The organism is Acidovorax sp. ACV02, from assembly GCF_014851475.1.
Taxonomy (GTDB): domain Bacteria; phylum Pseudomonadota; class Gammaproteobacteria; order Burkholderiales; family Burkholderiaceae_C; genus Acidovorax; species Acidovorax delafieldii.
This window is the reverse complement of the sequence record NZ_JACUZU010000004.1, coordinates 447,979-472,987: the sequence shown is the minus strand read 5'-3', so window position 1 is coordinate 472,987 and position 25,009 is coordinate 447,979. Positions and strand designations below refer to the sequence as shown.

The window sequence follows — 25,009 nt, the reverse complement described above, 5'->3', positions numbered from 1 at the left end:
TTTTTGATGGACGCGTGTCTTTTCACCGCCCGTCGTTTGTTTCAACTTTCTGTTTTTCGGGCCGCGACGGGTGCAGCAGCATCCGCTCCGGCAACTGTGCATGCTGTGGTCGTCGCCCCTCTTCTGGATTGCTTTTGCCGTCTTTCTGTTCTGGGCCCTGGGGGCCTACAACCGTCTGATGCGTCTGCGCTCGGCCGTCGTTCAGTCGTTCGGCAGTTTTGATGCACACATGGTGCGGCTGGTGGCCTTGCTTGGCGAGTTCGGGGCGGCGCAGACCGTACAGCGCGGCAGTTTGCTGGCCGATGCAGGTGCGCAAGAGTTGGCTGCGCTGCAGGGTGCCGTGACGCAATTGAGTGCCTCGCTGGCCGTGGCACGCGCCCGCCCGCTGCAGGGTGACGCGGTGGCAGCATTGACCGCCGCCCGCGAAGTGCTGCGAGCAACCTGGGCCACCGCCTTGCAGAAGTTGCTGGCCGACCCTGCACAGCCAACAGCGTTGGCCTCGACTGCAGATACCGCTACGGTGACCCCAGGGTCTGCGCCCGTGGTCCTGTCCGTGTGGCAGGTGCGCTGGGACGAACACGCCGTGCAGAACGAGCAAGCGATTCGCGTGTTCAATGAGGCCGTGGTGCAGTACAACAGTGCCATTGCCCAGTTTCCGGCCAGCCTGCTGGCCTGGGTGTTCGGGTTCAAGGCGGCACGTGCGCTGTAACCCGTTTTCAGGATCACGATGACTCCACCTCCCCACCACCGTCCCCGCCGCACCGGTGGCAATGCGCCTCGTCCCGTGCGCGCAGGCTCCGGCCAGCAGTCTCCGCAGGCGGGTTCTGCTGCGGTCTCACCCGATAGGGCGACTTCGTCGAGTGCCCCGACGGTTCCTCTGTGGCGGTTGCTGACAGCGGTGGCTGGCGCCTTGCAGGCGATCCGGGGTGGGCAGTCCGGCACCGCAGCGCTGGCGGCCATAGAGATCGCGCTGCGCCCTGGCGCGCAAGCCCTGCTGTTCCAGGTATTGCGCCAGGCTGGGCGGGCCGAGGCCCTGCGCCGACAGCTGGCCGCCCGTGCCCCCGCACCCGCCGCCGATGCGCTGCTGTGCAGCGCGCTGGCGCTGTGCTGGGACCCGCAGGCCTCGCCCTATGAACCCTTCACCCTGGTGAACCAGGCGGTGGAGGCGGCCAAGCACCACCCGGCCACCCGCGCGCAGGCCTCGTTCATCAACGGCTGCCTGCGCCGTTTTCTGCGCGAGCGCGACGCCCTGGTGGCCGCCACCGACAACGATCCCGTGGCGCGCTGGAACCATCCGGCGTGGTGGGTGCAGCGCCTGCGCAAGGACCACCCCCAGCACTGGGAGCAGATCCTGCAGGCCAACAATGCCCACGCACCCATGGTGTTGCGGGTCAATGAACAAAAATGCACGGTAGCGCAGTATTTACATGCCTTGGATGCTATTGGTTTAGGAGCGATTGCGGTGGGCCAGCATGGCGTCGCGCTGCGCCAGGCGATGCCCGTTCAGTCGCTGCCACACTTTGCGGAGGGCTGGGTGTCCGTGCAGGACGCCGCCGCCCAGCAGGCGGCTCCTTTGCTGCTGCAAGGGCTGGATCTGAGTCAGCCCTTGCGCGTGCTCGACGCCTGCGCCGCCCCCGGCGGCAAGACGGCGCACTTGCTGGAGATGGCGGGTCCGCAGTCTCCCTTGCAGGTCACGGCGCTGGAGATCGATGCCACACGCAGCGTCCGTATTGGTGAAACCCTGCAGCGCCTGGGGCTGATGGCCCAGGTCTTGGTGGCCGATGCTGCCCGCCCGCAAGACTGGTGGCAGTCGCAGTGCGGCGGCGTGCCGTTCGACGCCATCCTGCTCGACGCACCGTGCACCGCGTCCGGCATTGTGCGTCGCCATCCGGACGTGCGCTGGCTGCGCCGTGAATCCGACATTGCCCAGCTGGCAACCCTGCAGGCGGCCCTGCTCAAGGCCCTGTGGCCGCTGTTGCGTCCGGGCGGGCGCCTGCTGTATTGCACTTGTTCCGTCTTCCGGGCAGAGGGTGATGCCCAGGTGCAAACGTTTCTTGCACACAACACCGATGCGCAAATGCTGCCGTCGCCGGGGCATTTAATTCCCGGCAACGCGGACAAGGTCGGGGCTGTCCCGGACAATCTGACCGGTGACCACGACGGCTTTTTTTACGCACTGTTGCAAAAATCGGCGCAATGAGCCCCGGGACATGCGCTGGTGGCTGGTGTGCGCATGGTTTGTGCTGTTTTGGGGGACGGTGCTCTGCTGGGTGCCGCAGGCCGTAGCGGCACAGGCGGCCTCCTCCGAGGTGGGTGACCTGCGCCTTGAACGCGGGGACGATGGTCTGTACCTGAGTGCCAACCTGCAATTTGAACTGCCCGAGCTGGCTGAAGACGCCTTGCAAAAAGGCATTCCCATGTTCTTCGTGGCCGACGCCCAGGTGCTGCGCGACCGCTGGTACTGGTCCGACCGGCAGGTGGCCGAGACCACCCGGTACTTCCGCCTGAGCTACCAGCCGCTCACCCGCCGTTGGCGTCTCAACATCTCCTCCACGCCTTTCACCAACAGCGGGCTGGGCGTGGTGCTGGGTCAGAATTTTGACAATTACGCCGATGCCTTGTCGTCGATTCAGCGTTTTTCACGTTGGAAGATCGCCGAACGCGATGTGATCGAGTCCGATGCCGTGCATACGGTGAACTTCCGCTTCCGCCTCGATATGTCCCAGCTGCCCCGTCCTTTCCAGATCGGCGCGGTCGGCCGGTCGGGCTGGAACCTGCTGGTCTCCCGCAGCCAGCGCCTGGGCGCAGAGCCAGCCAAGTGAGCACGTCCCCCCCATCCACCGGCGTTTCGGCATCGACCCACGCCACCGCCCGCCAGTCCCGCGCAGTGCGCTGGGCCGTGGGCGTGGGTGCCGCCATCATGTCGGCCATCGGTCTGGTACTGCTGTTCTTGCTGACGCTGGCCACCAACAACCGCGTGCTGTACGAGCGCAACTACGCCTGGCTCTTCGGCGTCAACGTATTTGTGGCGCTGCTACTGCTGCTGGTGCTGGGCTGGGTGGCGGTGCGATTGGGCTTGCGCCTGCGCAAGGGGCGTTTTGGCAGCCGCCTGCTGGTCAAACTCGCAGCCATTTTTGCGCTGGTGGGGCTCATGCCGGGGTTGCTGATCTATGTGGTGTCCTACCAGTTCGTCACGCGCTCCATCGAAAGCTGGTTCGACGTGAAGGTGGAGGGAGCTCTGTCTGCGGGCGTCAACCTGGCCCGCGTGTCGCTGGACTCGCTGGCCACGGACATGGCCGCCAAGACCCGCAATGCCAGCGCCCAGGTGGCCCAGGTGCCCGACGCCGCTGCAGGCCTGGTGCTGGAGCGTATTCGCGACCAGCTCGGCGCGACCGACGTGGTGCTCTGGAACGCGTCCGGTCAGGCGGTGGCCAGCGCGGGGCAGTCGCGGTTCAGCCTCAACCCCGAGCGGCCCGGCGCTGCCTTGCTGCGCACGGCGCGCCAGCAGCGCGCCACGGCGCAGATCGAAGGGCTGGACGACATTGCCGACCCGGCTGCGGCGCAGAACGCGCGGGTCAAGGTGCTGGCCCTGGTCAGCAGCCCCAGCGTGGGCCTGTTGATGGAGCCGCGCTATCTGCAGGCCACCTTGCCCCTACCGCCAGCCTTGGTGGCCAACGCCATCGCCGTGCAGGAGGCCAATCGTGAATACCAGGAGCGTGCGCTGGCCCGGGGCGGGCTGCGGCGCATGTATGTGGGCACGCTCACGCTGAGTCTGTTCCTGGCGGTGTTCGGCGCTGTGCTACTGGCGGTGCTGCTGGGCAACCAGCTGGCGCGGCCTTTGTTGGTGCTTGCAGAGGGGGTGCGCGAGGTGGCTGCGGGCAATCTGAGTCCCAAGGCCGCGCTGCAAAGCAAAGATGAGTTGGGTGGGCTGACGCGCTCGTTCGCGCTCATGACCCAGCAACTGGCAGACGCGCGCCAGGCGGTGGAGCAGAGCATGGGCGAGGTCGATGCCTCCCGCGCCAACCTGCAGACCATTCTGGACAACCTTACGGCGGGTGTCATCGTGCTGGATGCGCAGGGACTGATCCGTTCGTCCAACCCGGGCGCCACCCGCATCCTGCGCGCTCCCATGGCCGCTTATGAGGGGCGGCCGCTGTCCGAAGTGCCGGGCCTCGCGGAGTTTGCCGCGTCGGTCCAGGGCCATTTCGATGCGTTTCTGGGGGACCATGAACGCCATGGCCTAGACCATTGGCAGCAGCCGTTCGAGCTGCATGCCTCCTCCGGCGGCGCCGGACAACACGCCACCAGCCTGGTCGCGCGGGGCGCAGAGCTGCCCGATGCCACCCGACTGTTGGTTTTTGACGACATTTCGGAAATCGTTTCGGCCCAGCGTGCGCAGGCCTGGGGCGAGGTAGCGCGCCGGCTGGCGCACGAAATCAAGAACCCGCTGACCCCCATCCAGCTGTCGGCCGAGCGCCTTGAAATGAAGCTGTCGGGCAAGCTGCCGGACCCTGAACAAGCCATCCTCGCCAAGTCCGTCAAGACCATCGTGGACCAGGTCGATGCGATGAAGCGACTGGTCAACGAGTTCCGCGATTACGCGCGCTTGCCTGCCGCCGAACTGCATGCGCTGGACCTCAATGCCCTGGTCGCCGACGTGCTCCATTTGTATGGGGCAGAAAACGCCACCGTGCCTGTAGAAGCCGAGCTGGACCCGCGCTGCCCCTGGATTGCGGGCGATGCGCAGCAGTTGCGCCAGGTCGTACACAACCTGCTGCAGAACGCCCAGGACTCGACCGAGCAGGCCCGCGCCGGGGCCTCCGAGCCCGTGCCGCCGGTGCGCATCAGCACCCGCTGGAGCGAATCGTCACGCCGTGTGCGGCTCACGGTATCGGACAGCGGCGGGGGCTTTCCGTCCCACATCCTGCAGCGCGCTTTCGAACCCTATGTCACCACCAAACCGCGTGGCACCGGCCTGGGTTTGGCCGTGGTCAAAAAGATCGCAGATGAGCACGGAGCGCGCATCGAACTGTCCAATCGCACCGAAGAAGGCGTGGTGCGCGGCGCCCAAGTGTCGTTATCATTCGCCCCTGAACCAGCGGTGGCGTCATAACAACACCGCCCCGCAGTACCTCCCCAAGGCGCTTCAACACACATGGCAAACATTCTGGTGGTCGACGATGAGCTCGGCATTCGCGATCTGCTGTCGGAAATCCTGAACGACGAAGGTCACAGCGTAGACCTCGCAGAAAATGCGACCCAGGCCCGAGCCGCCCGGGCAGGCAACAGCTATGACCTGGTGCTGCTGGACATCTGGATGCCCGACACCGACGGCGTCTCGTTGCTCAAAGAGTGGGCGACTGCGGGCGTGCTCACCATGCCGGTCATCATGATGAGCGGCCACGCCACCATCGACACGGCGGTGGAGGCCACGCGCATCGGCGCCTTCTCGTTCCTCGAGAAACCCATCACCCTGCAAAAGCTGCTCAAGGCCGTGGAGCAGGGCCTGGCCCGCAACGCGGCCCACCAGGCTGCACCCGTGGCTGCCGTGTCTGCACCCGCTGCCGCTCCGGCCGATCCGACGTTCTCGCAGCTGCCTGCCGTTTCTGCGGTGATGGCCGGGGTGGACCCCGGCCCCCATGCCCACCAGGGGTTTGACCTGGATCGCCCCCTGCGCGAAGCGCGCGATGGTTTCGAGAAAGCCTACTTCGAGTTTCACCTGGCCCGCGAAGGCGGCTCCATGACGCGCGTGGCCGAAAAAACGGGCCTGGAGCGCACCCACCTGTACCGCAAGCTGCGCCAGCTGGGCGTGGATCTGGGGCGCGGCAAGCGCGGCTGATCAATTAATTTGTGCCTTTTGCCGGAAGCGCTGATTTTTCTGGCTATAATTTGAGGCTCAGGCCCGGTAGCTCAGTCGGTAGAGCAGAGGATTGAAAATCCTTGTGTCGGTGGTTCGATTCCGCCCCAGGCCACCAAACAAAAGCCCTTGATTTGCAAGAATCAAGGGCTTTTTCAATTTCGTACTGCCGAAGCAGGGCCACACCCAGCTGGGCAGGTGCGCATGCCGAAATCCCGCGTTGCCTTGGTGCTGGTTGCCGCCCGTACCGCGCATTGCCTTCCTTGTTGTCTCTCCCCACGTTCCCCATGCCCCTTCTGCAGGACACCACCCTTGGTATCGACTTCGGCACTTCCAACTCCGCGATGGCGGTGCGGCAGGGCGCGGGCCTGTCGCGGATGGTGGCGCTGGAGGGGGATGCACACACGCTGCCCACGGCGCTGTTCTTCAACGCCGAAGACCAGCGCACGCACTTTGGGCGCGATGCGGTGGCGCAGTACCTCGCGGGCACGGAAGGGCGGCTGATGCGCTCGCTCAAGAGCCTGCTGGGCAGTGCGCTGCTGCAGGACAAAACCGCAGTGCACAACCAGCTGGTCAGCTACCAGGACATCATCGGCCTCTTCTTGCGGATGCTGGCGCAGAAGGCCCGCGACGAACTCGGTGGCACGCCCGGGCGGGTGGTGATGGGGCGGCCGGTGCATTTTGTGGACGGCGATGCCGAGCGCGATCAGCAGGCCGAGGACGCGCTGCGCCAGGCCGCGCTGTCTGCAGGGTTCGAGAACGTGAGCTTCCAGTTCGAGCCCATTGCGGCCGCGCTGGACTACGAGCAGCGCATCGACCGGGAGTCGCTGGTGCTGGTGGTGGACATTGGCGGCGGTACGTCGGACTTCACGGTGGTGCGCCTGGGCCCCGAGCGCATGGCCCGCGCGGACCGCAGCAGCGATGTGCTGGCCACCACTGGCGTGCACATCGGTGGCACGGACTTTGACCGGCGCCTCAGCCTGGACCTGCTCATGCCGCTGCTGGGCTTTCGCCACATCGGTCCGTCGGGGCGCGAGGTGCCCAGCCGCGTGTTTTTCGACCTCTCGACCTGGCACCTGATCCAGTGGCTTTATTCGCCGCGCGCACTGCGTGATGCGCAGAACCTGCGTACCGACTATGCCGATGCCGCGCTGCATGCCCGGCTGATGCGGGTGTTGAACGAGCGGCTGGGCCACCGCCTGGCCAACACGGTGGAGCAGGCCAAGATCGCGGCTTCTCTGGCCGATGCCGAGGCGCCTATGCCGCTGGACTGGGTCGAGGCTGGGCTCGGCGCCGCCATCACGCCGCCCGGATTGGCGCAGTCCCTGGCGCAGCCGCTGGAACAGGTGGTGGCCTGCGCGCGCGACTGCCTGCAGATGGCGGGACTGGGCGATGGGGGGGTGGATGCGATCTACCTGACCGGGGGCTCGTCGGCATTGCGGCCCCTGCGCCAGGCACTGCGCACGGCCTTCCCGGCAACTCCGCAAGTGGAGGGTGATCTGTTCGGCGGGGTGGCTGCGGGCCTGGCGGTTTCGCGGTAGTCATGCCATCCAGTTTGCTATCAATTGAATAGCTGATACGGCATATTGCACTAGCGCTACCGCCACAAATCATCGCAAACACTGCCCGGGAGCATCTGGAGTCAGTCCTGTACGCCATCCCCGCGCTTCCACTCCAGCGCGGTGTCGTACAGCACGTTGCGCGATGCGCCCGTGATCTCGGCGGCCAGGCGCACGGCGGTCTTCAGGGGCAGCTCGGCCAGCAACAGGCGCAGCACGCGGTGGCTGTCGCCCGCGTCGCTGACCACAGGGACCGGGTGCAGCAGCACCACGAATTCGCCGCGCGAGCGCTGGGGCGACCCATCCAGCCACGCCGTCAGCGCCTGCGCGGGCTGGGTGGTGACTTCTTCAAACTGCTTGGTCAGCTCGCGCGCCAGGGTGACGGGGCGCTCGCCCAATACGGCCAGGGCCTGGGCCAGCTCGCCGATGCGGTGGGGCGCTTCGAGCAGCACCACGCACCGGGGCTCCTGGGCCAGCTGCTGCGCAATCACGTTGGCACGCTCCGCGTTCTTGACGGGCAGGAATCCTGCAAACACAAAGCCGCCGTGTTCGGTGCTGTGGGCCACGGCACCGGCCACGCTCAATGCGGTGGTGATGCTGCTGGCGCCCGGCAGGGGCACGGCACGCAGGCCCGCCGCCTGCACGGCAGCCACCAGACGTGCGCCGGGGTCGCTCACGCCGGGGGTGCCTGCGTCGCTCACATAGGCCACGCGCTGGCCCTGCTGCAGCCGGTGCACCACGTTCTGCGCGGCTTCGGCCTCGTTGTGCTGGTGCACAGCCAGCAGCTGGCTGGCGCCCTTGTCGATGCCGTAGGCGCGCAGCATCGACTGCGTATGGCGCGTGTCTTCGCAGGCCACCGTGTCGGCCAGTTGCAGCACATGCAGTGCGCGCAAGGTGATGTCGGCCAGGTTGCCGATGGGCGTGGCCACCACGTACAGCGCGCCCTGCGGATAATGCTGCGCAGCGGCGGCGTCGTGCGCCGCACCCTGGGCTGAAGCGAAAGATGCGCTCAATGAATTTCCTTGGAAAAAGACCACCGGCCGTTGCCACCCCGGGGGCTGCCAAAAAAGCCACCACACGTGAGCGGGGCAACGCTGCCGAGGACCAGGCATTGGCCCATCTGCAGGCAGCGGGACTGCAACTGGCGGTACGCAATTATCGGACGCCCGGACGCGGCGGGGGCGAGATTGATCTGGTGATGCGTGACCGGGATGGCACCCTGGTGTTTGTGGAGGTGCGTAGCCGCGCGCATGGCGGCTTTGGCGGCGCCGGTGCCAGCATCAGCGCGACCAAGCAGCAGCGCATCATCTTTGCCGCACGGCACTACCTGATGCGCTTGCCGTCGCCACCGCCCTGCCGTTTTGACGTGGTGCTGGTGGAGGAGGGGGTGCAGTGGCTCAAGGCGGCGTTCGATGCGCAGTAGCGGCGGGCGCCGTACCGGTCGCCAGCGTAATGCGGGTGGCTACCCTTTGCTACAAAAGCTGTAACACGCGGCGGGTATCATCGGGCCCTCATGCTTGAGCAACGCATCCAACAGCATTTCATCGACAGCGCCGACCTGAAGTACCAGGCCGCGCAGACCCTGAGCCACCCCATTGCCGCTGCCGTACAGGCGGTGCTGGCCTGCGTGACCAGCGGCGGCAAGGTGCTGGCCTGTGGCAACGGCCCGTCCGCCGCCGAAGCGCAGCAGTTTGCCGCCTTTTGCGTGGCGGGCTTTGAACGCGAACGTCCCGAGCTGGCCGCGCTGGCGCTCACATCCGACAACACCCTGCTCACGGCGGCTGCGGGAAGCAACGATGCCACCCAGCAGTTTGCGCGCCAGGTGCGCGCCCTGGGCCAGGCGGGCGATGTGCTGCTGGCCCTGACGGTGCACGGCAACGACCCCAACCTGCTGGCTGCCGCCGAGGCCGCGCACGAGCGCGACATGACCGTGGTGGTGTTGGCGGGCCGCACCGGCGGCAAACTGGCCGCCATGCTGCGGGAGACCGACGTCTTGATCAGCGTGCCCCATGACCGTGCGGCACGCGTGCGCGAAGTCCATACGCTGGTACTGCACTGCATCAGCGACGGCGTGGACGCACAGTTACTTGGTGAACAGGAGATCCCACTATGAACCCGACAACCCTGAATCGCACCCGCCGCGTGGTGGGCACTGCCCTGGCTGCTGCCACGCTGGCCGCTGCACTATCGGCCTGCGCGCCCCTGATCGTGGGCGGCGCTGTGGTCGGCGGCGTGATGGCGGTGGACCGCCGCACGGCCGGCACCCAGATCGAAGACGAAGGCATTGAGCTGCGCGCGGCCAACCGCATCCGCGAAGCCCTGGGCGACCGGGCCCATGTCAATGTGACCAGCTACAACCGCCAGGCCCTGCTGACCGGTGAAGTCGCCACAGCCCAGGACCGCCAGGCGGTGGAGCAGATGGTGTCGCAGGTGGAGAACGTGCGCTCCGTGGTCAACGATCTGGCCGTGATGCCCAGCTCCACCCTGAGCCAGCGGTCCACGGACACCTTCATCACCGGCAAGGTGCGTGCGAGCCTGGTGGACGCGCAGGACATCTCGGCCAATTCCTTCAAGGTGGTGACCGAGCGCAACACCGTCTATCTGATGGGCCGTGTCTCGCAGCGCGAGGCCAACCGTGCCACGGACATCGCCCGGGGCGTGAGTGACGTGCGCAAGGTGGTGCGTGTGTTCGAGATCGTTTCGGAGGAAGAGCTGCGCCGCATCGCGCCGCAACCTGCGCCGGTTACCACGGACACCAAGCCGGCCGGCGGCTGAGGACGGGGTTCAGACCGGAGGGTCAATGTCCCACACCGCAGCGCGTGGTCTGGGACATTTTTCTTGCAGCGCAGCGCTGGGGCTCCGCAACGCTGCCACACGTCGCCGGCGTTGCGCCCGGGGGTGAGGCTGCGACGACGCCTGCTTTGCCCGACCGCCGGGTCTGCCCTTTGTCAGGGTAGACACCGCAGGCGGCTGAGGGGGTTACTTCAAGCGCTGAATCAGGCTGGACGTATCCCAGCGGTTGCCGCCCATCTTCTGCACATCGGCATAGAACTGGTCCACCAGTGCCGTCACCGGCACGCGTGATCCGTTGCGCTTGGCTTCGTCCAGCACCAGTCCCAGGTCCTTGCGCATCCAGTCCACGGCAAAACCAAAGTCGAACTTGCCGTCCACCATGGTCTTGCCACGGTTGTCCATCTGCCAGCTCTGGGCAGCGCCCTTGCCGATCACTTCCAGCACCTGCTTCATGTCCAGCCCGGCGTTCTGGCCAAACGCCACGGCTTCCGACAGGGCCTGCACCAGCCCGGCGATGCAGATCTGGTTGACCATCTTGGCCAACTGGCCCGAGCCGCTGGCACCCAGCAGCGTGAAGGCGCGCGAGAACGCCATGGCCACGGGCTGAGCAGCCTCGAAGGCTGCTGCATCGCCGCCGCACATCACGGTCAGCAGGCCGTTCTGAGCGCCGGCTTGGCCGCCGGACACGGGCGCATCCACAAACTGCAGGCCGAGCGCCTGGGCGGCCGCATACAGCTCGCGGGCCACCTCGGCCGAGGCCGTGGTGTGGTCCACAAAAATCGCGCCGGGCTTCATGCCAGCGAAGGCACCGTCCGCGCCCAGGGTGACCGAGCGCAGGTCGTCGTCATTGCCCACACAGCAGAACACGATGTCGGCGCCTGCCGCCGCCTCGCGGGGCGTGGCTGCATGCTGGGGAGCCTTGGTGCCCGCGTGCTCTGCGCACCACGCTACGGATTTGGTAGCGGTCCGGTTGTACACAGTGACTTCATGGCCAGCCAGCGCCAGGTGGCCTGCCATGGGATAGCCCATCACGCCCAGGCCCAGAAAGGCGACTTTGCGGGAGGGAGTGGTGTCGTAATTGCGGGGGTTAGTGCTTGGCATGGTGTGACGGCAAGATGATGCAAAAGTATGCGTGAAAACGAAAACCCGCCCAGGAGGGCGGGTGAAGCTGCGCGAAGGTGTGTGGACCTGGCTCTGGGGTCAAACGATCGCGAAATGCTCGGTGCCCTGTGCCAGGTCGGGTGACTTGGCGCGCTGGCTGTTGAGCTTGATCTGCAGGCGCAAGTCGTTGAGCGAGTCGGCATTGCGCAGCGCGTCTTCGTAGCTGATGACATTGGCCTCGTAGGCATCGAACAGCGCCTGGTCGAAGGTCTGCATGCCCAGGTTGCGGCTCTTCTTCATGATCTCCTTGATCTCGGAGACCTCGCCCTTGAAGATCAGGTCGGAGATCAGTGGGGTGTTGAGCATCACCTCCACCGCTGCGGCGCGGCCCTTGCCGTCCTGCTTGGGGATCAGGCGCTGCGACACCATGGCGCGCAGGTTGAGCGACAGGTCCATCAACAACTGGGCGCGGCGCTCTTCGGGGAAGAAGTTGATGATCCGGTCCAGCGCCTGGTTGGCGCTGTTGGCGTGCAGCGTGGCCAGGCACAAGTGCCCGGTTTCGGCAAACGCCACCGCATGTTCCATGGTCTCGCGGTCGCGGATTTCGCCCATCAGGATCACGTCGGGCGCCTGCCGCAGCGTGTTCTTCAGCGCTGCTTCCCAGCTGTCGGTATCCAGGCCCACTTCACGCTGCGTCACCACGCAGTTCTTGTGCGGGTGCACAAATTCGATGGGGTCTTCCACCGTGATGATGTGGCCGAACGAGTTCTCGTTGCGCCAGTCCACCATGGCGGCCAGCGTGGTGGACTTGCCCGAGCCCGTGGCACCCACCAGGATGCACAGGCCGCGTTTGGTCATCGTCACTTCCTTGAGCACCTGCGGCACACCCAGGCCGTCGATGGTGGGCAGCGTGAGCGGAATGGTCCGCAGCACCATGCCGACCTTGCCCTGCTGGATGAAAGCGTTGACGCGGAAGCGCCCGATGCCAGCGGGCGAGATGGCGAAGTTGCACTCCTTGGTGCGCTCGAAGTCCGCCACTTGCTTGTCGCTCATGATGGCGCGCGCCAGCGTGAGCGTGTGGTTGGACGTGAGGGGTTGCGGCGACACCTTGGTCACCTTGCCATCGACCTTGATGGCGGGTGGAAACTCTGCCGTGATGAACAAGTCGCTGCCGTTGCGGCTCACCATCAGCTTGAGCAGGTCATTGATGAATTTACTGGCCTGATCGCGTTCCATCAGAAGTTCTCCCGGGGGTGGTCGTCTGCCGGACGATCTTGTGTCGTGGATAGGTGCATCATTTCTGGTTGTCGCTCAGGCGTGCGCTCACCACGCGCAGGCGCAGCGACAGCTTGCGCGCCAGCAGGGCAATCAGGCTGGCGGCCAGTTGCGGATCCTTGGTCATCATGTCGTCCATGGCCTCGGCGGAGAGCACGGCGATCTCGCAGTCGGTGAGTGTGGTGCAGGCCGAAAAGCGGATGCCGCTGTCCAGCAGCGACATCTCGCCCAGGATGTCCCCAGGGCGTGTCTCGGCCAGGCGCAATTGTTCGCCCCAAGGCTGCACGCGGTCCACGGCGATGGTGCCGGTGAGCAGCACCACCATGAAGTTGCCGTACTCATCCTGGCGAATCACGTCGCGATTGGACGGGACGGCCGCAAATTCAAAAAAGCGCTCCATGCGCTCCACGGCGTCCTTGTCCAGGTGCGCCATGTACTTGTCCTTGGCCCACAGGCCTTGCAGCAGTTTGCCGCCCCGGCTGGTAGGCAGGCGCTTGGCGCCCACTTCCACGGCGCGTGCCTCCCAGGGCACCAGCATGGAGTCGTCCACACCCTGGCCCGCAAACGCGGTGGAAAACAGCACGGAATCCGTGTGGTCGTCCGATGGCTTGCCGCTGCGGGCTTTCATTTTCAGAAGGCTCAAAATGCCTTTCATATCGCGCTCCGGTATGCGGCGCCTGCAGGGGCCGCAAAGTCGTTCATGGGGGTGTGCTGTCGGGGGCTCAGCCGGGGAAGTTCTCGGGGATCTTGGCCTTGCTGCGTGCTTCGGCCGGACTGATGATGTTGCGGCGCACGAGGTCGGTCAGGTTCTGGTCCAGCGTCTGCATGCCCACGCTGTTGCTGGTCTGGATGGTGGAGTACATCTGCGCCACCTTGGCCTCGCGGATCAGGTTGCGGATGGCGCTGGTGCCCAGCATGATCTCGTGCGCAGCCACGCGGCCGGAGCCGTCCTTGGTCTTGCACAGCGTTTGCGAGATCACGGCCTGCAGCGATTCGGACAACATCGCGCGCACCATTTCCTTTTCTTCGGCGGGGAACACGTCGATGATCCGGTCGATGGTCTTGGCGGCGCTCGAGGTGTGCAGCGTACCGAACACCAAGTGGCCCGTTTCAGCAGCCGTCATGGCCAGGCGGATGGTTTCCAGGTCGCGCATTTCGCCCACCAGAATGGCGTCCGGGTCTTCGCGCAGTGCGGACTTCAGGGCCGCCGCGAAGGACAGCGTCATCGGGCCGACTTCACGCTGGTTGATCAGGCACTTCTTGGACTCGTGCACGAATTCGATCGGGTCTTCCACCGTGAGGATGTGGCCGTATTCGGATTCGTTGAGGTAGTTGACCATGGCGGCCAGCGTGGTGGACTTGCCCGAGCCCGTGGGGCCGGTCACCAGCACCAGGCCCCGTGGCTTCAAGGCCAGGTCGCCGAAGATCTTGGGGGCGTTGAGCTGCTCCAGCGTCAGGATCTTGCTCGGAATCGTCCGGAACACGGCGGCCGCGCCCCGGTTCTGGTTGAAGGCGTTGACGCGGAAGCGGGCCAGGCCTTCGATCTCGAAGGAAAAGTCCACCTCCAGGAACTCTTCATACGTCTTGCGCTGCGCGTCGCTCATGATGTCGTACACCATGGCATGCACCGTCTTGTGGTCCAGCGCATCGACGTTGATACGCCGCACGTCGCCGTGGACCCGGATCATGGGCGGCAGACCGGCGGAGAGGTGCAGGTCGGAGGCCTTGTTCTTCACGCTGAACGCGAGCAATTGGGTAATGTCCACGGAGTCCCTCTATCGTTTGGTACGCTTGCCAAACATTATGACCACGATTGCTAACAACCTCCAACAGGTTATGGGCCGGATCGCCCAGGCGTGCCGGGCTGCCGGGCGCGACCCGGGCCAGGTGGGCCTGCTGGCCGTTTCCAAGACCTTTGGCGCCGATGCAGTGCTGGAGGCGGTGGCCGCAGGCCAGCGCGCCTTTGGCGAGAACTACATCCAGGAGGGCGTGGACAAGATCGCCGCCGTGCGGGCTGCCTTGCCCGGCGTCGCGCTGCAGTGGCACTGCATTGGCCCTATCCAGAGCAACAAGACCCGCCTGGTGGCCGAGCACTTTGACTGGGTGCATACGGTGGATCGGCTCAAGATCGCCGAGCGCCTGTCGGCCCAGCGGCCCGATCACCTGCCGCCGCTGCAGGTATGTATCCAGGTCAACATCGACGGTGGGCCCACCAAGTCGGGCGTGGCCCCGGCCGAGGCCCTGGATCTGGTGCGCGCTGTCGCAAAACTGCCACGACTGGTGGTGCGAGGACTCATGAGCATTCCGGACCATGCTCCTGAGTTTGAAGCGCAATTGGCAATCCACACTAGCGCCAGAAGGCTATTTGACGAGATATCGGCAGTGGGAGAGCCAGGCCTGGGGCAGTTTGACACCCTGTCCCTGGGCATGACGGCCGACCTGGAGGCCGCCATTCAGGCAGGCAGCACGCTGGTGCGCGTGGGCACCGGCGTGTTTGGTGGCCGGACCTACCCCGCCGCCTGAGCGGGCTCAGCCCGGCAGCGTGAAGCGCGCCACGCAGTCCAGCGCCGCTGTCACATCCGCCTCACTCACATCCAAGTGCGTCACCCAGCGCAGCCGGGTGGCGCCGCCATACAGGCTGCTGGTCACGCGCACGCCGTGCTGCGCCAGCCAGGCGGTGAAGGCTGGGGCCACCTCCGGGTGCAGGTCGGTGAAGAGGATGTTGGTCTGCCACGGCAGCACGGTGAGCTTGCCCTGCAGCACGGGGTGGCTGCGGTTGGCTTCGGCCAGCCCTTGGGCCAGCCGGTCCAGGCGGGCGTGGTCTTCCGCCAGGCGCCGCACATGGTGCTGCAGCGCGTAGTGGCCGGCAGCCGCCAGGACACCCGCCTGCCGCATGCCACCGCCCAGGATCTTGCGGGTGCGGCGCGCCTGCCGGATGAAGTCGCGCGAGCCCAGCACCAGCGAGCCCACGGGTGCGCCCAGGCCCTTGCTCAGGCACAGCGATGCGGAATCAAAGTGGCTGCACAGCGCGCGCGCTTCCGCATACACATCGGTGCCGTTGCGCGCGGCATTGGCCGTGGCGGCGTTGAACATGCGTGCGCCGTCCAGGTGCATGGCCAGCCCCCGGCTGCGCGCCAGTTGCGCCACCTCGGCGATGTAGGCGGGCGGCAGCACCTGGCCGCCGGTCGTGTTCTCCAGCACCACGAGGCGGGTGCGCGCGAAGTGCGGGTCGTCCGGTTTGATGGCTGCCGCGATGTCGGCCACGCGCAGCGTGCCGTCAGGCTGGGTTTCGACCGGCTGGGGCTGGATGGAGCCCAGCACGGCCATGCCGCCCGCCTCCCAGCGGTAGGTGTGCCAGCTCTGGCCCACGATGGCCTCGTCGCCGCGCTGGCAGTGGCCCCACAGCGCGATCAGGTTGGTTTGCGTGCCCGAGGGGGCGAACAGGGCGGCCTCAAAACCCAGCAGCTCGGCGGCATGGTCCTGCAGTGCGTTCACCGAGGGGTCGTCGGCAAACACATCGTCGCCCAGCGGGGCCTTGAACATGGCCTCGCGCATGGCGGGCGTGGGCTGGGTGACGGTGTCGCTGCGAAAGTCGGGCATGGGCGCGGTCCTTGTGGGTCGGGTCAATGAATGCAATGGCCGGCCATATTAGTCGCGTTGGCATCCCCTGCGGCTGCAATGCCCTCGGCCGGCGAAATGGGCGCTGCCTAGGTCAGGGACGCCGAGCAAGGGCCGCCCCGCAGCGAGGGCGTCGTCCCCCTGAGGGGGAAGGCGCCGAAGGCGACTCAGGGGGGCTACGGTCTGTTCATCTTGCAATCCGTGCCTTGCGCCAGCTCATTGCCGGTGTAGGCGGCATCGGTGCGAAAGCCATAGTTCGTGCCTTCCCAGCCCACCTTCACGGTCTTGCCGTCCACCGGCGCGATGGTGTTGACCACCTGGGGCAGCAGCAGCTGGTGGTCTTCGCCGCGCATGCGCACGGGGCCCACCACCGATTCGAGCGTCAGGTCTTCCAGCGCACGGGCTACCTTCACCGGGTCGGTGGACTGGGCCTTGTTGATGGCTGCGGCGAGGAAGCGCGGCGTCATCTCGATGCGCGGCGCGAGAAAGTCCTTGCCCGTCTTGGTCTTGTAGGTCTTGGCCAGCGCATCCACCTTGGGGGTGTCGGCCTGGCCGGGGTGCCATTCGGCCACCCAGGTCAGCTGGCCCTGCTTGGCCTGCGACACCGCCAGCACCGTGCCGGGGATGGAGCCCGCGCTGTGGTTGAAGTAGCGTAGGTTGTAGCCCGCATCGCCCGCCGCCTTGAGCAGCAGCGTCATGTCCTGCCCCCAGTTACCGGTGATGACCGAGTCGGCCTCCGTGCTCTTGACCTTGGCGAGGTAGGGCGCAAAGTCCTTCACGCGGCCGATGGGGTGCAGCGCCTCGCCCACAAACTGGATGTCGGGCCGCGCCAGGCCCACCATCTCGCGGCCATAGTGCGCCCACTGCTTGCCGTGCGCGTAGTCCTGGTTCAGCAGGTACACCTTTTTGATGTCCGGCTGCTTCTTGATGTAGTTGGCAATCGCCTTCATCTTCATGGCCGTGTTGGCCTCGAACTGGAAGTGCCAGAAGTTGCACGCCTTGCCCGTCAGCTCGGGGTCGATAGAGGAGTGGTTCAGCACCAGGATCTCCTTGCCCGGGTTGCGCTGGTTGTGGCGCGCTGCCGCCTGCACCAGCGCCGTGACCACGGAGGAGCCCGAGCCGCCCGTCACGATGGCCTTGGCTCCCTGGTCAATGGCGGCCTGCAGCGCGCTCTGGCTCTCTTGCGCCGAGAGCTTGCTGTCGAACTGCAGCAGCTGCAGCTTGGTGCCCTTGAGCACGCCGCCCTTGGCGTTGATGTCCTCGATGGCGTACTGCGTGTGGGTGAGCATCAGCTCGCCCACATTGGCGAACGGGCCCGACAGCGGATCGATGTAGGCGACCTTGAAGGTCTCCTGCGCGCTGGCGGCTGTACCGATCAGCAGGGCCGCCGCAGCGGCCAGGGGGGTGAGGAACACGGTTTTCATGGGTTTTGTCTCCGGTGGTTGTTGTGCTTGGTGTAGGGGGGCTGCGGTGCGCGTCAGGCTGAGTTGCGCTTGCGGATTCGCCGCAGCCCCAGCACACGCCAGGCCAGCTGCGCCAGCTCCTGCGCCACCTCGTCTTGCGACAGGCGGCCGTCAGGGCGGTACCAGTTGTAGAGAAAGCCGGGCAGGCTGCAGGCGGCCAGGGCGGTGATTTTGGTGTCGTTGAACTCGAACATGCCGTCCTGGCGGCCCTGTTCGAGCAGTGCACACAGCCGGTCGTAGAAGTGGTTCGCCAAATCCTTTTGCGCCGCCAGGTACTCGGGCCGGTACACCTGCGGCTCGCGGTACGGGAAGAAGGCCGAGGGGTGGTGCTCCAGCGTGGCGCGGATCAGCCGCTCGATGCCTTCCGTCACCTTCACATGGGCAGGCCGGTCATCGTCCGCCGCAAAGTCCATCGCAGTGAAACACGCCACGGCAGGCGCCCACGACAGCGTCTCGAAGATCTCCTGCTTGTTGCGAAAGTAGTAGTACACAAAGGGCTTGGTCACGCCCAGCTGCTGCACGATCTGCTCAATGGTGGTGTTGGCGTAGCCCTGCGCATCGAACAGCGCCTCGGCCGCGCGCAAGATGCGTTCGCGCTTCTCGTCCGACCCGGCCGTGGCGGCCTTCTGGCGGCCGCTGGCCTGCACGGGGGGCTGCTGGTTCATCGGTGTCCTTTGCGCGACGTTGGAGTTATACCCATGGGTAGCATTGTTCTACCGAGCGGTATATATTGGCAAGACGCTGGCGGGTGAGGGTGCTCAGAGAAAACCCTGAGTGGCCGCCAAGAACCAGCGATTCCAGACACCTCGGAGACAACGCCATGCCTTCTGCCGCACCGCAGCTGCCGCTGCACGAACACCTGCGCCACCACGCGCGCGAAACGCCCGACCACATCGCCTACCTCTGGTACGGCCAGCCCCTAACGTGGGCGCAGCTTGATGCGGCCAGTGATGCATTTGCCGCGCGCCTGCAGGCGCTGGGTGTGGCCAAGGGCGAGCCCGTGGCGCTGTTCATGAACAACTGCCCGCAGTACGTGATGGCGCACTACGGCATCCAGAAGATCGGCGCCATCGTCTGCCCTTGCGGGCCGCTGAACAAGGAGCATGAGCTGGAATACCAGCTCACCGACCTGCAGGCGCGCGTGATCGTCGCGGCCGATGTGCTGCTGCCCGTGGTGGACAAAGTGCGCGCCAGGACCGCGCTGCAGCAGGTGTTTGTGGTGCGCTATGCCGAGCTGCTGCCAGAGGGCGCGCCCAGCATCGACGTGCCCGCCGAGCTGCTGGCCATGCGCGCCGCCATGGGCCCGGTGCCTGCGGGCTGCGAAGACTTCCTGGCCGCCACCCGCACCGGTGCGCGGCCTGCGCCCGTGGCCTGGTCGATGGATGACATCTCGCTCATGACCTACACCTCGGGCACCACCGGGTTGCCGAAGGGCGCGATGCTGAGCTATGGCAACGCCACGTTCAAGACCGCTGCATCGGCGGACTGCAATGGCATGACACCGCACGAAACGCTGCTGGCGGTGGCGCCGCTGTACCACATTGCCGGCATGGTGATGGGCGTGAACCTGCCGGTCTACACCGGCGCCACGGCCGTGCTGCTGTACCGTTTTGACCCGCTGGGTGTGGCCCAGGCGCTGGAGCGCCACCGCGTGACCTGGTGGTACAGCATCGCGCCCATGAATGGCGCGCTTATGCAGGTGCCCGGCGCACGCGAGATGGACTGGAGCGCGCTGCGCCGCAACCCAGTCACCAGCTTCGGCATCACCTTCACCGAGGCGCTGGCCCTGCAGTGGCAGCAGTTCGCGCCGAACTGCATCTCCCACGAGGCGGCCTACGGGCTGTCCGAAACGCACACCGTGGACACCGCCATGCCGGTGGACGCCATCCGCTGGGGCACTCAGGGCAAGCCCGTGCCGGGCAACACCATCCGCATCGTCGACCCCGACACTGGCGCGCCGCTGCCCACCGGCGAGGTGGGCGAGATCACCATCCACGGCCCCGGCAACTTCAAGGGCTACTGGAACAAGCCCGAGGCCACGGCCAAGACGCTGCGGGATGGCTGGGTCTACACCGGCGACATGGGCAAGATCGATGCGGACGGCTATGTCACCTTCATCGGCCGTTTCAAGGAAATGATCAAGGTGTCGGGCTACAGCGTGTTTCCCGAAGAGGTCGAGACCCTGCTCATCAAGCACCCCGCCGTGGCCCAGGCCGCCGTGATTGGCGTGCCCGATGCGGAAAAGGGTGAGGTGGTGCGCGCCTTCATCGTCAAGAAGTCCGGCCAGGAGGTGGACGCCGCCGGCCTGGTGGCCTGGTGCCGCGAGAACATGGCGCCCTACAAAGCCCCGCGAGAGGTGCGTTTCATCGACGCACTGCCCGCCACGGGCGCTGGCAAAGTGCTGCGCCGCCTGCTGCGTGATATTGCTTGAATGAGTGAAAAATTGGCTGCTGGCGCTAGTTGAATATGCGCTGGCAGCTATAAAAAATAGAGCGACTGCCCCATGCCATCTTCTGTTCTGTTCACCAAAGTGCTGGTTGCCAATCGGGGCGAAATCGCACTGCGCACCGTGCGCGCCCTGCACGACCTGAGCATCACCAGTGTGGCCGTGTATGCCGACGATGACGCCACCAGCCCCCATGTCCACGCAGCCAGTGCGGCCGTGGCACTGGGCGCCACCGGCCCGGCGGCGTACCTGGACGGTGCGCGCCTCATCGCGATTGCGAAGGCGCAGGGCTGCGATGCCGTGCATCCGGGCTACGGCTTCTTGAGCGAGCGCGCCGACTTCGCCCGCGCCTGCGCCGAGGCCGGGTTGCGCTTCATCGGCCCCACGCCTGCGCAGCTCGCGCTGTTCGGCGACAAGGCGCAGGCCCGTGCGCTGGCGCAGCAGCAGGGCGTGCCGCTCATGCCCGGCACGCAGGCGGCGGTGACGCTGCTGGAGGCACAGGCCTTCTTTGCGCAGCACGCCCATGCCGGCATCGTCATCAAGGCCATCGGTGGCGGCGGCGGGCGCGGCATGCGCGCGGTGGCGTCGGCCGATGACTTGCCCGCTGCCTACGCGCGCTGTCGCAGCGAGGCGCAGGCCGCCTTTGGTGTGGACGGCGTGTACGTGGAGCGCCTGATGGGCAACGCCCGCCACATCGAGGTGCAGGTGCTGGGCGATGGGCGCGAGGTGATCGCGCTGGGCGAGCGCGAGTGCACGCTGCAGCGGCGCTTTCAGAAGGTGGTGGAGATCGCGCCCAGCCCTTCGCTGCCCGCAGTGCTGCGCGAGCGGATCACCACCGCCGCACTGTCCATGGCGCGGGCGGTGCAGTACGAAGGCCTGGGCACCTTCGAGTTTCTGGTGGACTTGGCGTCGAGCGACCTGCCGTTTGTCTTCATCGAATGCAACCCACGCCTGCAGGTGGAGCACACCATCACCGAAGAGGTCACCGGCGTGGACCTGGTGCAGGCGCAGATTGCGCTGGCCGCAGGCCGCACGCTGCAGGACATCGGCCTCGACCCTGCCGCACCGCCTGCCGTGTTGGGCTTTGCCGTGCAGTGGCGCATCAACGCCGAGACGCTGGACGCACAGGGCAACGCCACCCCCGGCAGCGGCATGCTCAGCCGCTTTGACCTGCCCGCAGGCCCAGGCGTGCGCGTGGACACGCACGGCGCAGCAGGCGTAACGCCGTCGCCGCACTACGACACGCTGCTGGCCAAGCTCATCGTGCACACGCGCGGCCCGCGCTTTGCGGACGCGCTGCGCCGCTCGCAGCGCGCGCTGGCCGAGTGCCGCATCGACGGTGTGGCCACCAACCTCGCGCTGCTGCAGGCGCTGGCAACATGGCCCGAAATGGAGAGCCAGCAGGTGCACACGCGCTGGCTGGAGTCGGTGCTGCCGGATCTTTTGGTTGCTACTGAAAATATAGCTATCAAGGCAGATTCGACTAGCGCTACAGGGCAAAAAGACCCGCATATCGCCTCTGACACCCCTGACGGCGCAGTGCTGGCCCCCATGCCCGCCCGCCTGGTGCAGCTGAGCGTGGCCGAGGGCGACGTGGTCGCCGCAGGCGCCGAGCTGGCCGTGCTCGAAGCCATGAAGATGGAGCATGTGCTGCTGGCCCCACACGCGGGCCGCGTCGGCGCGCTGCTGGCCGTGGCCGGTGCCTACGTCGCGCAGGGGCAGCCGCTGCTGGTGCTGGACGCGGTGGACGATGCGGCCGATGTCGAAGTGCAGGGCAGCGCTGCGCACGACCCCGACCACATCCGCGCCGACCTGCAACGCGTGATCGACCGCCACGCCTTCACGCTCGACGCCGCGCGCCCCGACGCCATGGCCAAACGCCACGCCCAAGGTGGCCGCTCCGCGCGCGAGAATATTGCCGACCTGTGCGACGACGGCAGCTTCATCGAATATGGCGCCCTCGCCATCGCCGCGCAGGCGCGCCGCCGCAGCAAGGAGGACCTGATTGCCAACACACCCGCCGACGGCATGGTCACAGGCATCGGCGGCATCAATGGCGCACTGTTTGGCGACGAGAAGTCCCGCACCGTGGTCATGTCTTACGACGCCACCGTGCTCGCGGGCACCCAGGGCGCACGCAACCACGCCAAGACCGACCGCATGCTCGGCATCGCGCTGGCGCAGAAGCTGCCGGTGGTGTTGTTCGCCGAGGGCGGCGGCGGGCGCCCGGGCGACACCGACATGCCCGTGGTGGCGGGGCTGCATGTGCACACGTTTGCGAGCTACGCGGCGCTGTCGGGCCAGGTGCCAGTCATCGGCATCGCCGCCGGGCGCTGCTTTGCGGGCAACGCGGCGCTGCTGGGCTGCAGCGACGTGATCATTGCCACGCGCGCCAGCAACATCGGCATGGGCGGCCCGGCCATGATCGAAGGTGGTGGTCTGGGCATCTTCAAGCCAGAGCAGATCGGACCGAGCCGCGTGCAGCATGCCAACGGCGTGATCGACGTGCTGGTCGATGACGAGGCCGGGGCGGTGCAGGCCGCGCGCCATTACCTGTCGTTCTTCCAGGGCCGCACATCGCAGTGGTCTGCACCCGACCAGCGCCTGCTGCGCGCCGTGGTGCCCGAAAACCGCCTGCGCGTGTACGACACCCGCACGGCGATGGCGGGCCTGGTGGACGACGGCAGCCTGCTGCTGCTGCGCACCGGCTTTGGCGCGGGCATCCACACCGCACTCGCGCGCATCGAAGGCCGCCCCGTGGGCCTGCTGGCCAACAACCCGCAACACCTGGGCGGCGCCATCGACGCCGATGCGGCCGACAAAGGCGCGCGCTTCATGCAGCTGTGCAACGCGCATGGTCTGCCCATCGTGAGCCTGGTGGACACGCCCGGCTTCATGGTCGGCCCCGAGGTCGAAGCCACGGCCCAGGTGCGCCACGTGAGCCGCCTGTTCGTCACCGCAGCCAGCCTGCGCGTACCCACCTTCAGCGTGGTGCTGCGCAAGGGTTACGGCCTGGGCGCCATGGGCATGACGGCCGGGGGCTTCCATGCGCCCGTGTTCACTGTCGCCTGGCCCACGGGCGAGTTCGGTGCCATGGGGCTCGAAGGCGCCGTGCGCCTGGGCTTTCGCAAGGAGCTGGAGGCGCTGCCCGAGGGCGCCGAGCGCGACGCGCTGTTTGCCAAGCTGCTGGCCAAGTCCTACGCCAACGGCGAGGCGATGCACATGGCCGCCACGCTGGAGATCGACGCGGTGATCGACCCGGCGGACACGCGGGCCTGGCTGGCGCGGGGGCTGGCGTCGGCGCAGGTGGCTCCGCTGGGTCCACGTTGCATCGATACCTGGTGAAGCAGCACGGCACCTGGCACGGTGGTGCCTATCGGTGCATCAGGGCGAGCTTTGCGCCGAGCCCGACAAACGCGGCCGCAAAGCCGCGGCGCAGCCACACCAGCACGCCGGGGCGCTGCAGCACCTGGTCACGAAACCGGGCGGCAAAGACGCCATAGCCCAAAAACACCACAAAAGTCATGGCCATGAAGACCAGCGAGAGCTGGACCATGCGCCACGCGGGCTGCGATTCACCCGGTGCGATGAACTGCGGCAGAAAGGTGAGGAAGAACAGCGACAGCTTGGGGTTGAGCAGGTTGATCAGCATGGCTTCCGCGATACGCCCACCGGCTGTGCGTGCGGGTGCGTCGGCGCGCACCTCCAGTGTGGCGGGCGAGCGCCACGTGGCCCAGCCCATGTAGACCAGGTAGGCGACCCCCGCGTAGCGCAGGACTTCGAATGCCGTGGCGCTGGCGTTGAGAAGTGCGGCCAGCCCGGTGATCGCCGCCAGCAGGTGCGGCACGATGCCGAGCGTGCAGCCCAGCGCCGTCACGGCGGCGGCCCGCGCGCCGCCCGAGAGTCCGGCCGCCACGGTCAGCAGGGTTCCTGGCCCCGGCGAGACGACCACGATGAGAGAGGTGATGAGAAATTCGATGCCCATGGCGAGAGGCCGCGCGGCGGCGGCGTGAAGTGGCGATGCCCGCAGCATCCGCCAACCCCCGCACAACGGTCTTGAACGAAATTGCAGGGTCCGGGCTGTCAGCCGCGTGCGCGGACGTAGGCGCCCGGTGTGATGCCAAAGCTGCGCGTGAAGAGGCGCGTCAGGTGGCTTTGGTCGGCAAAGCCACTGGCTGCGGCGATATCGGCCAGGGGCGTACCCGCACCCATCAGATGGCGCGCAAGCTGCAGTCGGCGCTGCAGCAGGTAGGCGTGCGGCGTCAGGCCCGTGGCCTGGGCAAATTGGCGCACGAGCTGGTAGCGGCTCAAACTTGCCGCATCGGCCAGTTGCGCGAGGCTCCAGGCCGCGGTGGGATCGTCGTCCATCATGGTGCGAGCCCTGGCGATGGACGCGGCGGATTGTTGGTGGCCCTTCGGCCGCAGCAGGCCGCTCAGCACCCGCAACAGGCATTCCTCCACATGCAGCGCTGCGGCCGAGTGGTTGGGGCGGTGGGTGGCCGCGTCGAACAGCGCCAGTACCTGGTCCGCCAGCCGCGCATCGCGCATGGTCGGAGCATGGAATTCGAAGGCGGAGCCGTGCGGGCCCGGATGCACCTCTGCCGCCAATGGCGCCACCAGGGCGGGCTCCAGGTAGAGCATGCGCCAGGCGCGTCCACGCTCGTCCAGCGGCATGCCATCGTGGACTTCGCCGGGGTTGACCGTGATGGTGTCGCCTGGGCCCGATTCCACAATCCCCCGGCCGCTGGCCGATTTCTGCGCACCCCGCTCGATCACGCCGAGGCCGAACTGCAAGTGCATGTGCCTGCCGAAGACGAGGCGGGAGTCGGCCTGCATCGCTTCGATGCCGGGCAGTGCGGTGGGCAGGAATCGGAAGGGTTTTTGCTGCATGGCGCGC

The 25,009-nt window shown here is 66.7% G+C and carries 22 protein-coding genes and 1 tRNA gene; 13 read left to right on the top strand and 10 right to left on the bottom strand.

What is annotated here, in order from left to right:
* Nucleotides 1–100 precede the first annotated feature (100 nt).
* The 7 genes from IB236_RS12705 to IB236_RS12675 all read left to right on the top strand — a co-directional run bounded on the left by IB236_RS12705 (nucleotide 101) and on the right by IB236_RS12675 (nucleotide 7,398).
* On the top strand, nucleotides 101–709 hold the full coding sequence (locus IB236_RS12705; RefSeq protein ID WP_192421032.1) for a LemA family protein: 609 nt from the start codon (nucleotides 101–103) through the stop codon (nucleotides 707–709).
* 18 nt (nucleotides 710–727) lie between these two features.
* Nucleotides 728–2,200 (top strand): 16S rRNA (cytosine(967)-C(5))-methyltransferase RsmB, encoded by a 1,473-nt coding sequence (gene rsmB, locus IB236_RS12700; protein ID WP_225581117.1) that lies wholly within the window; start codon nucleotides 728–730, stop codon nucleotides 2,198–2,200.
* Between the two features lie 10 nt (nucleotides 2,201–2,210).
* A complete protein-coding gene (locus IB236_RS12695) occupies nucleotides 2,211–2,822 on the top strand; it encodes a DUF4390 domain-containing protein (protein WP_056059932.1) in 612 nt (203 codons plus the stop codon).
* On the top strand, nucleotides 2,819–5,113 hold the full coding sequence (locus IB236_RS12690; protein WP_108498075.1) for an ATP-binding protein: 2,295 nt from the start codon (nucleotides 2,819–2,821) through the stop codon (nucleotides 5,111–5,113). The genes IB236_RS12695 and IB236_RS12690 overlap by 4 nt, the downstream gene beginning before the upstream one ends.
* Before the next feature lie 42 nt (nucleotides 5,114–5,155).
* On the top strand, nucleotides 5,156–5,839 hold the full coding sequence (locus IB236_RS12685; RefSeq protein ID WP_060986598.1) for a response regulator: 684 nt from the start codon (nucleotides 5,156–5,158) through the stop codon (nucleotides 5,837–5,839).
* Between the two features lie 60 nt (nucleotides 5,840–5,899).
* Nucleotides 5,900–5,975 (top strand) — tRNA-Phe (locus IB236_RS12680).
* A 169-nt stretch (nucleotides 5,976–6,144) separates the two neighbouring features.
* Nucleotides 6,145–7,398: an Hsp70 family protein gene (locus IB236_RS12675; protein WP_192421031.1), complete on the top strand. Its 1,254-nt coding sequence runs from the start codon at nucleotides 6,145–6,147 to the stop codon at nucleotides 7,396–7,398.
* Nucleotides 7,399–7,499: 101 nt separating this feature from the next.
* Here IB236_RS12675 and rsmI read toward each other — a convergent pair whose 3' ends face one another.
* Nucleotides 7,500–8,429 carry a 16S rRNA (cytidine(1402)-2'-O)-methyltransferase gene (gene rsmI, locus IB236_RS12670; RefSeq protein WP_192421030.1) on the bottom strand — a complete coding sequence of 310 codons (930 nt, stop codon included), beginning with the start codon at nucleotides 8,427–8,429 and terminating at the stop codon, nucleotides 7,500–7,502.
* Here rsmI and IB236_RS12665 point away from each other — a divergent pair.
* The 3 genes from IB236_RS12665 (at nucleotide 8,429) to IB236_RS12655 (ending at nucleotide 10,191) form a co-directional block, all read left to right on the top strand.
* Nucleotides 8,429–8,839, top strand: a complete 411-nt coding sequence (locus IB236_RS12665; protein ID WP_192421029.1) for a YraN family protein — start codon at nucleotides 8,429–8,431, stop codon at nucleotides 8,837–8,839. The two genes, rsmI and IB236_RS12665, sit on opposite strands and share 1 nt — an antisense overlap.
* 90 nt (nucleotides 8,840–8,929) lie before the next feature.
* A complete protein-coding gene (locus IB236_RS12660; RefSeq protein ID WP_056059914.1) occupies nucleotides 8,930–9,529 on the top strand; it encodes an SIS domain-containing protein in 600 nt (199 codons plus the stop codon).
* Nucleotides 9,526–10,191, top strand: coding sequence for a BON domain-containing protein (locus tag IB236_RS12655; RefSeq protein WP_056745822.1), 666 nt, complete (start codon nucleotides 9,526–9,528; stop codon nucleotides 10,189–10,191). The genes IB236_RS12660 and IB236_RS12655 overlap by 4 nt, the downstream gene beginning before the upstream one ends.
* A 204-nt stretch (nucleotides 10,192–10,395) precedes the next feature.
* Here IB236_RS12655 and IB236_RS12650 read toward each other — a convergent pair whose 3' ends face one another.
* The 4 genes from IB236_RS12650 to IB236_RS12635 form a co-directional block, all read right to left on the bottom strand.
* Entirely contained in the window at nucleotides 10,396–11,310 is a 915-nt protein-coding gene (locus IB236_RS12650; RefSeq protein WP_192421028.1) for an NAD(P)-dependent oxidoreductase, read from the bottom strand.
* 99 nt (nucleotides 11,311–11,409) lie between these two features.
* On the bottom strand, nucleotides 11,410–12,546 hold the full coding sequence (locus IB236_RS12645; protein WP_056059906.1) for a PilT/PilU family type 4a pilus ATPase: 1,137 nt from the start codon (nucleotides 12,544–12,546) through the stop codon (nucleotides 11,410–11,412).
* A 58-nt stretch (nucleotides 12,547–12,604) separates the two neighbouring features.
* The gene (locus tag IB236_RS12640) at nucleotides 12,605–13,240 is read right to left on the bottom strand and encodes a Crp/Fnr family transcriptional regulator (protein ID WP_015012256.1); all 636 of its coding nucleotides are present in this window, start codon (nucleotides 13,238–13,240) and stop codon (nucleotides 12,605–12,607) included.
* Nucleotides 13,241–13,307: 67 nt separating this feature from the next.
* Complete coding sequence (locus IB236_RS12635; protein ID WP_015012257.1) at nucleotides 13,308–14,351, bottom strand: type IV pilus twitching motility protein PilT; 1,044 nt, start codon at nucleotides 14,349–14,351, stop codon at nucleotides 13,308–13,310.
* Between the two features lie 37 nt (nucleotides 14,352–14,388).
* On the opposite strand from IB236_RS12635, the gene IB236_RS12630 reads away from it, so the two are divergent.
* Nucleotides 14,389–15,108 (top strand): YggS family pyridoxal phosphate-dependent enzyme, encoded by a 720-nt coding sequence (locus tag IB236_RS12630; protein WP_192421027.1) that lies wholly within the window; start codon nucleotides 14,389–14,391, stop codon nucleotides 15,106–15,108.
* A 6-nt stretch (nucleotides 15,109–15,114) separates the two neighbouring features.
* Here IB236_RS12630 and ltaE read toward each other — a convergent pair whose 3' ends face one another.
* The 3 genes from ltaE to IB236_RS12615 form a co-directional block, all read right to left on the bottom strand.
* The gene (gene ltaE, locus IB236_RS12625; RefSeq protein WP_192421026.1) at nucleotides 15,115–16,185 is read right to left on the bottom strand and encodes a low-specificity L-threonine aldolase; all 1,071 of its coding nucleotides are present in this window, start codon (nucleotides 16,183–16,185) and stop codon (nucleotides 15,115–15,117) included.
* 194 nt (nucleotides 16,186–16,379) lie between these two features.
* Entirely contained in the window at nucleotides 16,380–17,627 is a 1,248-nt protein-coding gene (locus IB236_RS12620; protein ID WP_192421025.1) for a branched-chain amino acid ABC transporter substrate-binding protein, read from the bottom strand.
* Between the two features lie 53 nt (nucleotides 17,628–17,680).
* Nucleotides 17,681–18,331 (bottom strand): TetR/AcrR family transcriptional regulator, encoded by a 651-nt coding sequence (locus IB236_RS12615; protein WP_192421024.1) that lies wholly within the window; start codon nucleotides 18,329–18,331, stop codon nucleotides 17,681–17,683.
* A gap of 155 nt (nucleotides 18,332–18,486) precedes the next feature.
* Here IB236_RS12615 and IB236_RS12610 point away from each other — a divergent pair, with 155 nt between their 5' ends.
* Together IB236_RS12610 and IB236_RS12605 are read left to right on the top strand one after the other, a co-directional pair.
* The gene (locus IB236_RS12610) at nucleotides 18,487–20,097 is read left to right on the top strand and encodes an AMP-binding protein (RefSeq protein ID WP_192421023.1); all 1,611 of its coding nucleotides are present in this window, start codon (nucleotides 18,487–18,489) and stop codon (nucleotides 20,095–20,097) included.
* An 87-nt stretch (nucleotides 20,098–20,184) separates the two neighbouring features.
* The gene (locus tag IB236_RS12605; protein ID WP_192421051.1) at nucleotides 20,185–23,457 is read left to right on the top strand and encodes a carboxyl transferase domain-containing protein; all 3,273 of its coding nucleotides are present in this window, start codon (nucleotides 20,185–20,187) and stop codon (nucleotides 23,455–23,457) included.
* Nucleotides 23,458–23,485: 28 nt separating this feature from the next.
* Here the strand turns inward: IB236_RS12605 and IB236_RS12600 are convergent, their stop codons facing one another.
* Entirely contained in the window at nucleotides 23,486–24,097 is a 612-nt protein-coding gene (locus IB236_RS12600; protein ID WP_192421022.1) for a LysE family translocator, read from the bottom strand.
* Nucleotides 24,098–24,195: 98 nt separating this feature from the next.
* The gene (locus IB236_RS12595) at nucleotides 24,196–25,002 is read right to left on the bottom strand and encodes an AraC family transcriptional regulator (RefSeq protein WP_056059887.1); all 807 of its coding nucleotides are present in this window, start codon (nucleotides 25,000–25,002) and stop codon (nucleotides 24,196–24,198) included.
* Nucleotides 25,003–25,009: the final 7 nt, after the last annotated feature.

Coding starts and splice junctions, on each gene's coding strand:
- IB236_RS12705 (WP_192421032.1), top strand. CDS start 101: ATGCTGTGGTCGTCGCCCCTCTTCTGGATTGCTTTTGCCGTCTTTCTG.
- rsmB (WP_225581117.1), top strand. CDS start 728: ATGACTCCACCTCCCCACCACCGTCCCCGCCGCACCGGTGGCAATGCG.
- IB236_RS12695 (WP_056059932.1), top strand. CDS start 2,211: ATGCGCTGGTGGCTGGTGTGCGCATGGTTTGTGCTGTTTTGGGGGACG.
- IB236_RS12685 (WP_060986598.1), top strand. CDS start 5,156: ATGGCAAACATTCTGGTGGTCGACGATGAGCTCGGCATTCGCGATCTG.
- IB236_RS12675 (WP_192421031.1), top strand. CDS start 6,145: ATGCCCCTTCTGCAGGACACCACCCTTGGTATCGACTTCGGCACTTCC.
- IB236_RS12665 (WP_192421029.1), top strand. CDS start 8,429: ATGAATTTCCTTGGAAAAAGACCACCGGCCGTTGCCACCCCGGGGGCT.
- IB236_RS12660 (WP_056059914.1), top strand. CDS start 8,930: ATGCTTGAGCAACGCATCCAACAGCATTTCATCGACAGCGCCGACCTG.
- IB236_RS12655 (WP_056745822.1), top strand. CDS start 9,526: ATGAACCCGACAACCCTGAATCGCACCCGCCGCGTGGTGGGCACTGCC.
- IB236_RS12650 (WP_192421028.1), bottom strand. CDS start 11,310: ATGCCAAGCACTAACCCCCGCAATTACGACACCACTCCCTCCCGCAAA.
- IB236_RS12645 (WP_056059906.1), bottom strand. CDS start 12,546: ATGGAACGCGATCAGGCCAGTAAATTCATCAATGACCTGCTCAAGCTG.
- IB236_RS12640 (WP_015012256.1), bottom strand. CDS start 13,240: ATGAAAGGCATTTTGAGCCTTCTGAAAATGAAAGCCCGCAGCGGCAAG.
- IB236_RS12630 (WP_192421027.1), top strand. CDS start 14,389: ATGACCACGATTGCTAACAACCTCCAACAGGTTATGGGCCGGATCGCC.
- ltaE (WP_192421026.1), bottom strand. CDS start 16,185: ATGCCCGACTTTCGCAGCGACACCGTCACCCAGCCCACGCCCGCCATG.
- IB236_RS12620 (WP_192421025.1), bottom strand. CDS start 17,627: ATGAAAACCGTGTTCCTCACCCCCCTGGCCGCTGCGGCGGCCCTGCTG.
- IB236_RS12615 (WP_192421024.1), bottom strand. CDS start 18,331: ATGAACCAGCAGCCCCCCGTGCAGGCCAGCGGCCGCCAGAAGGCCGCC.
- IB236_RS12610 (WP_192421023.1), top strand. CDS start 18,487: ATGCCTTCTGCCGCACCGCAGCTGCCGCTGCACGAACACCTGCGCCAC.
- IB236_RS12600 (WP_192421022.1), bottom strand. CDS start 24,097: ATGGGCATCGAATTTCTCATCACCTCTCTCATCGTGGTCGTCTCGCCG.
- IB236_RS12595 (WP_056059887.1), bottom strand. CDS start 25,002: ATGCAGCAAAAACCCTTCCGATTCCTGCCCACCGCACTGCCCGGCATC.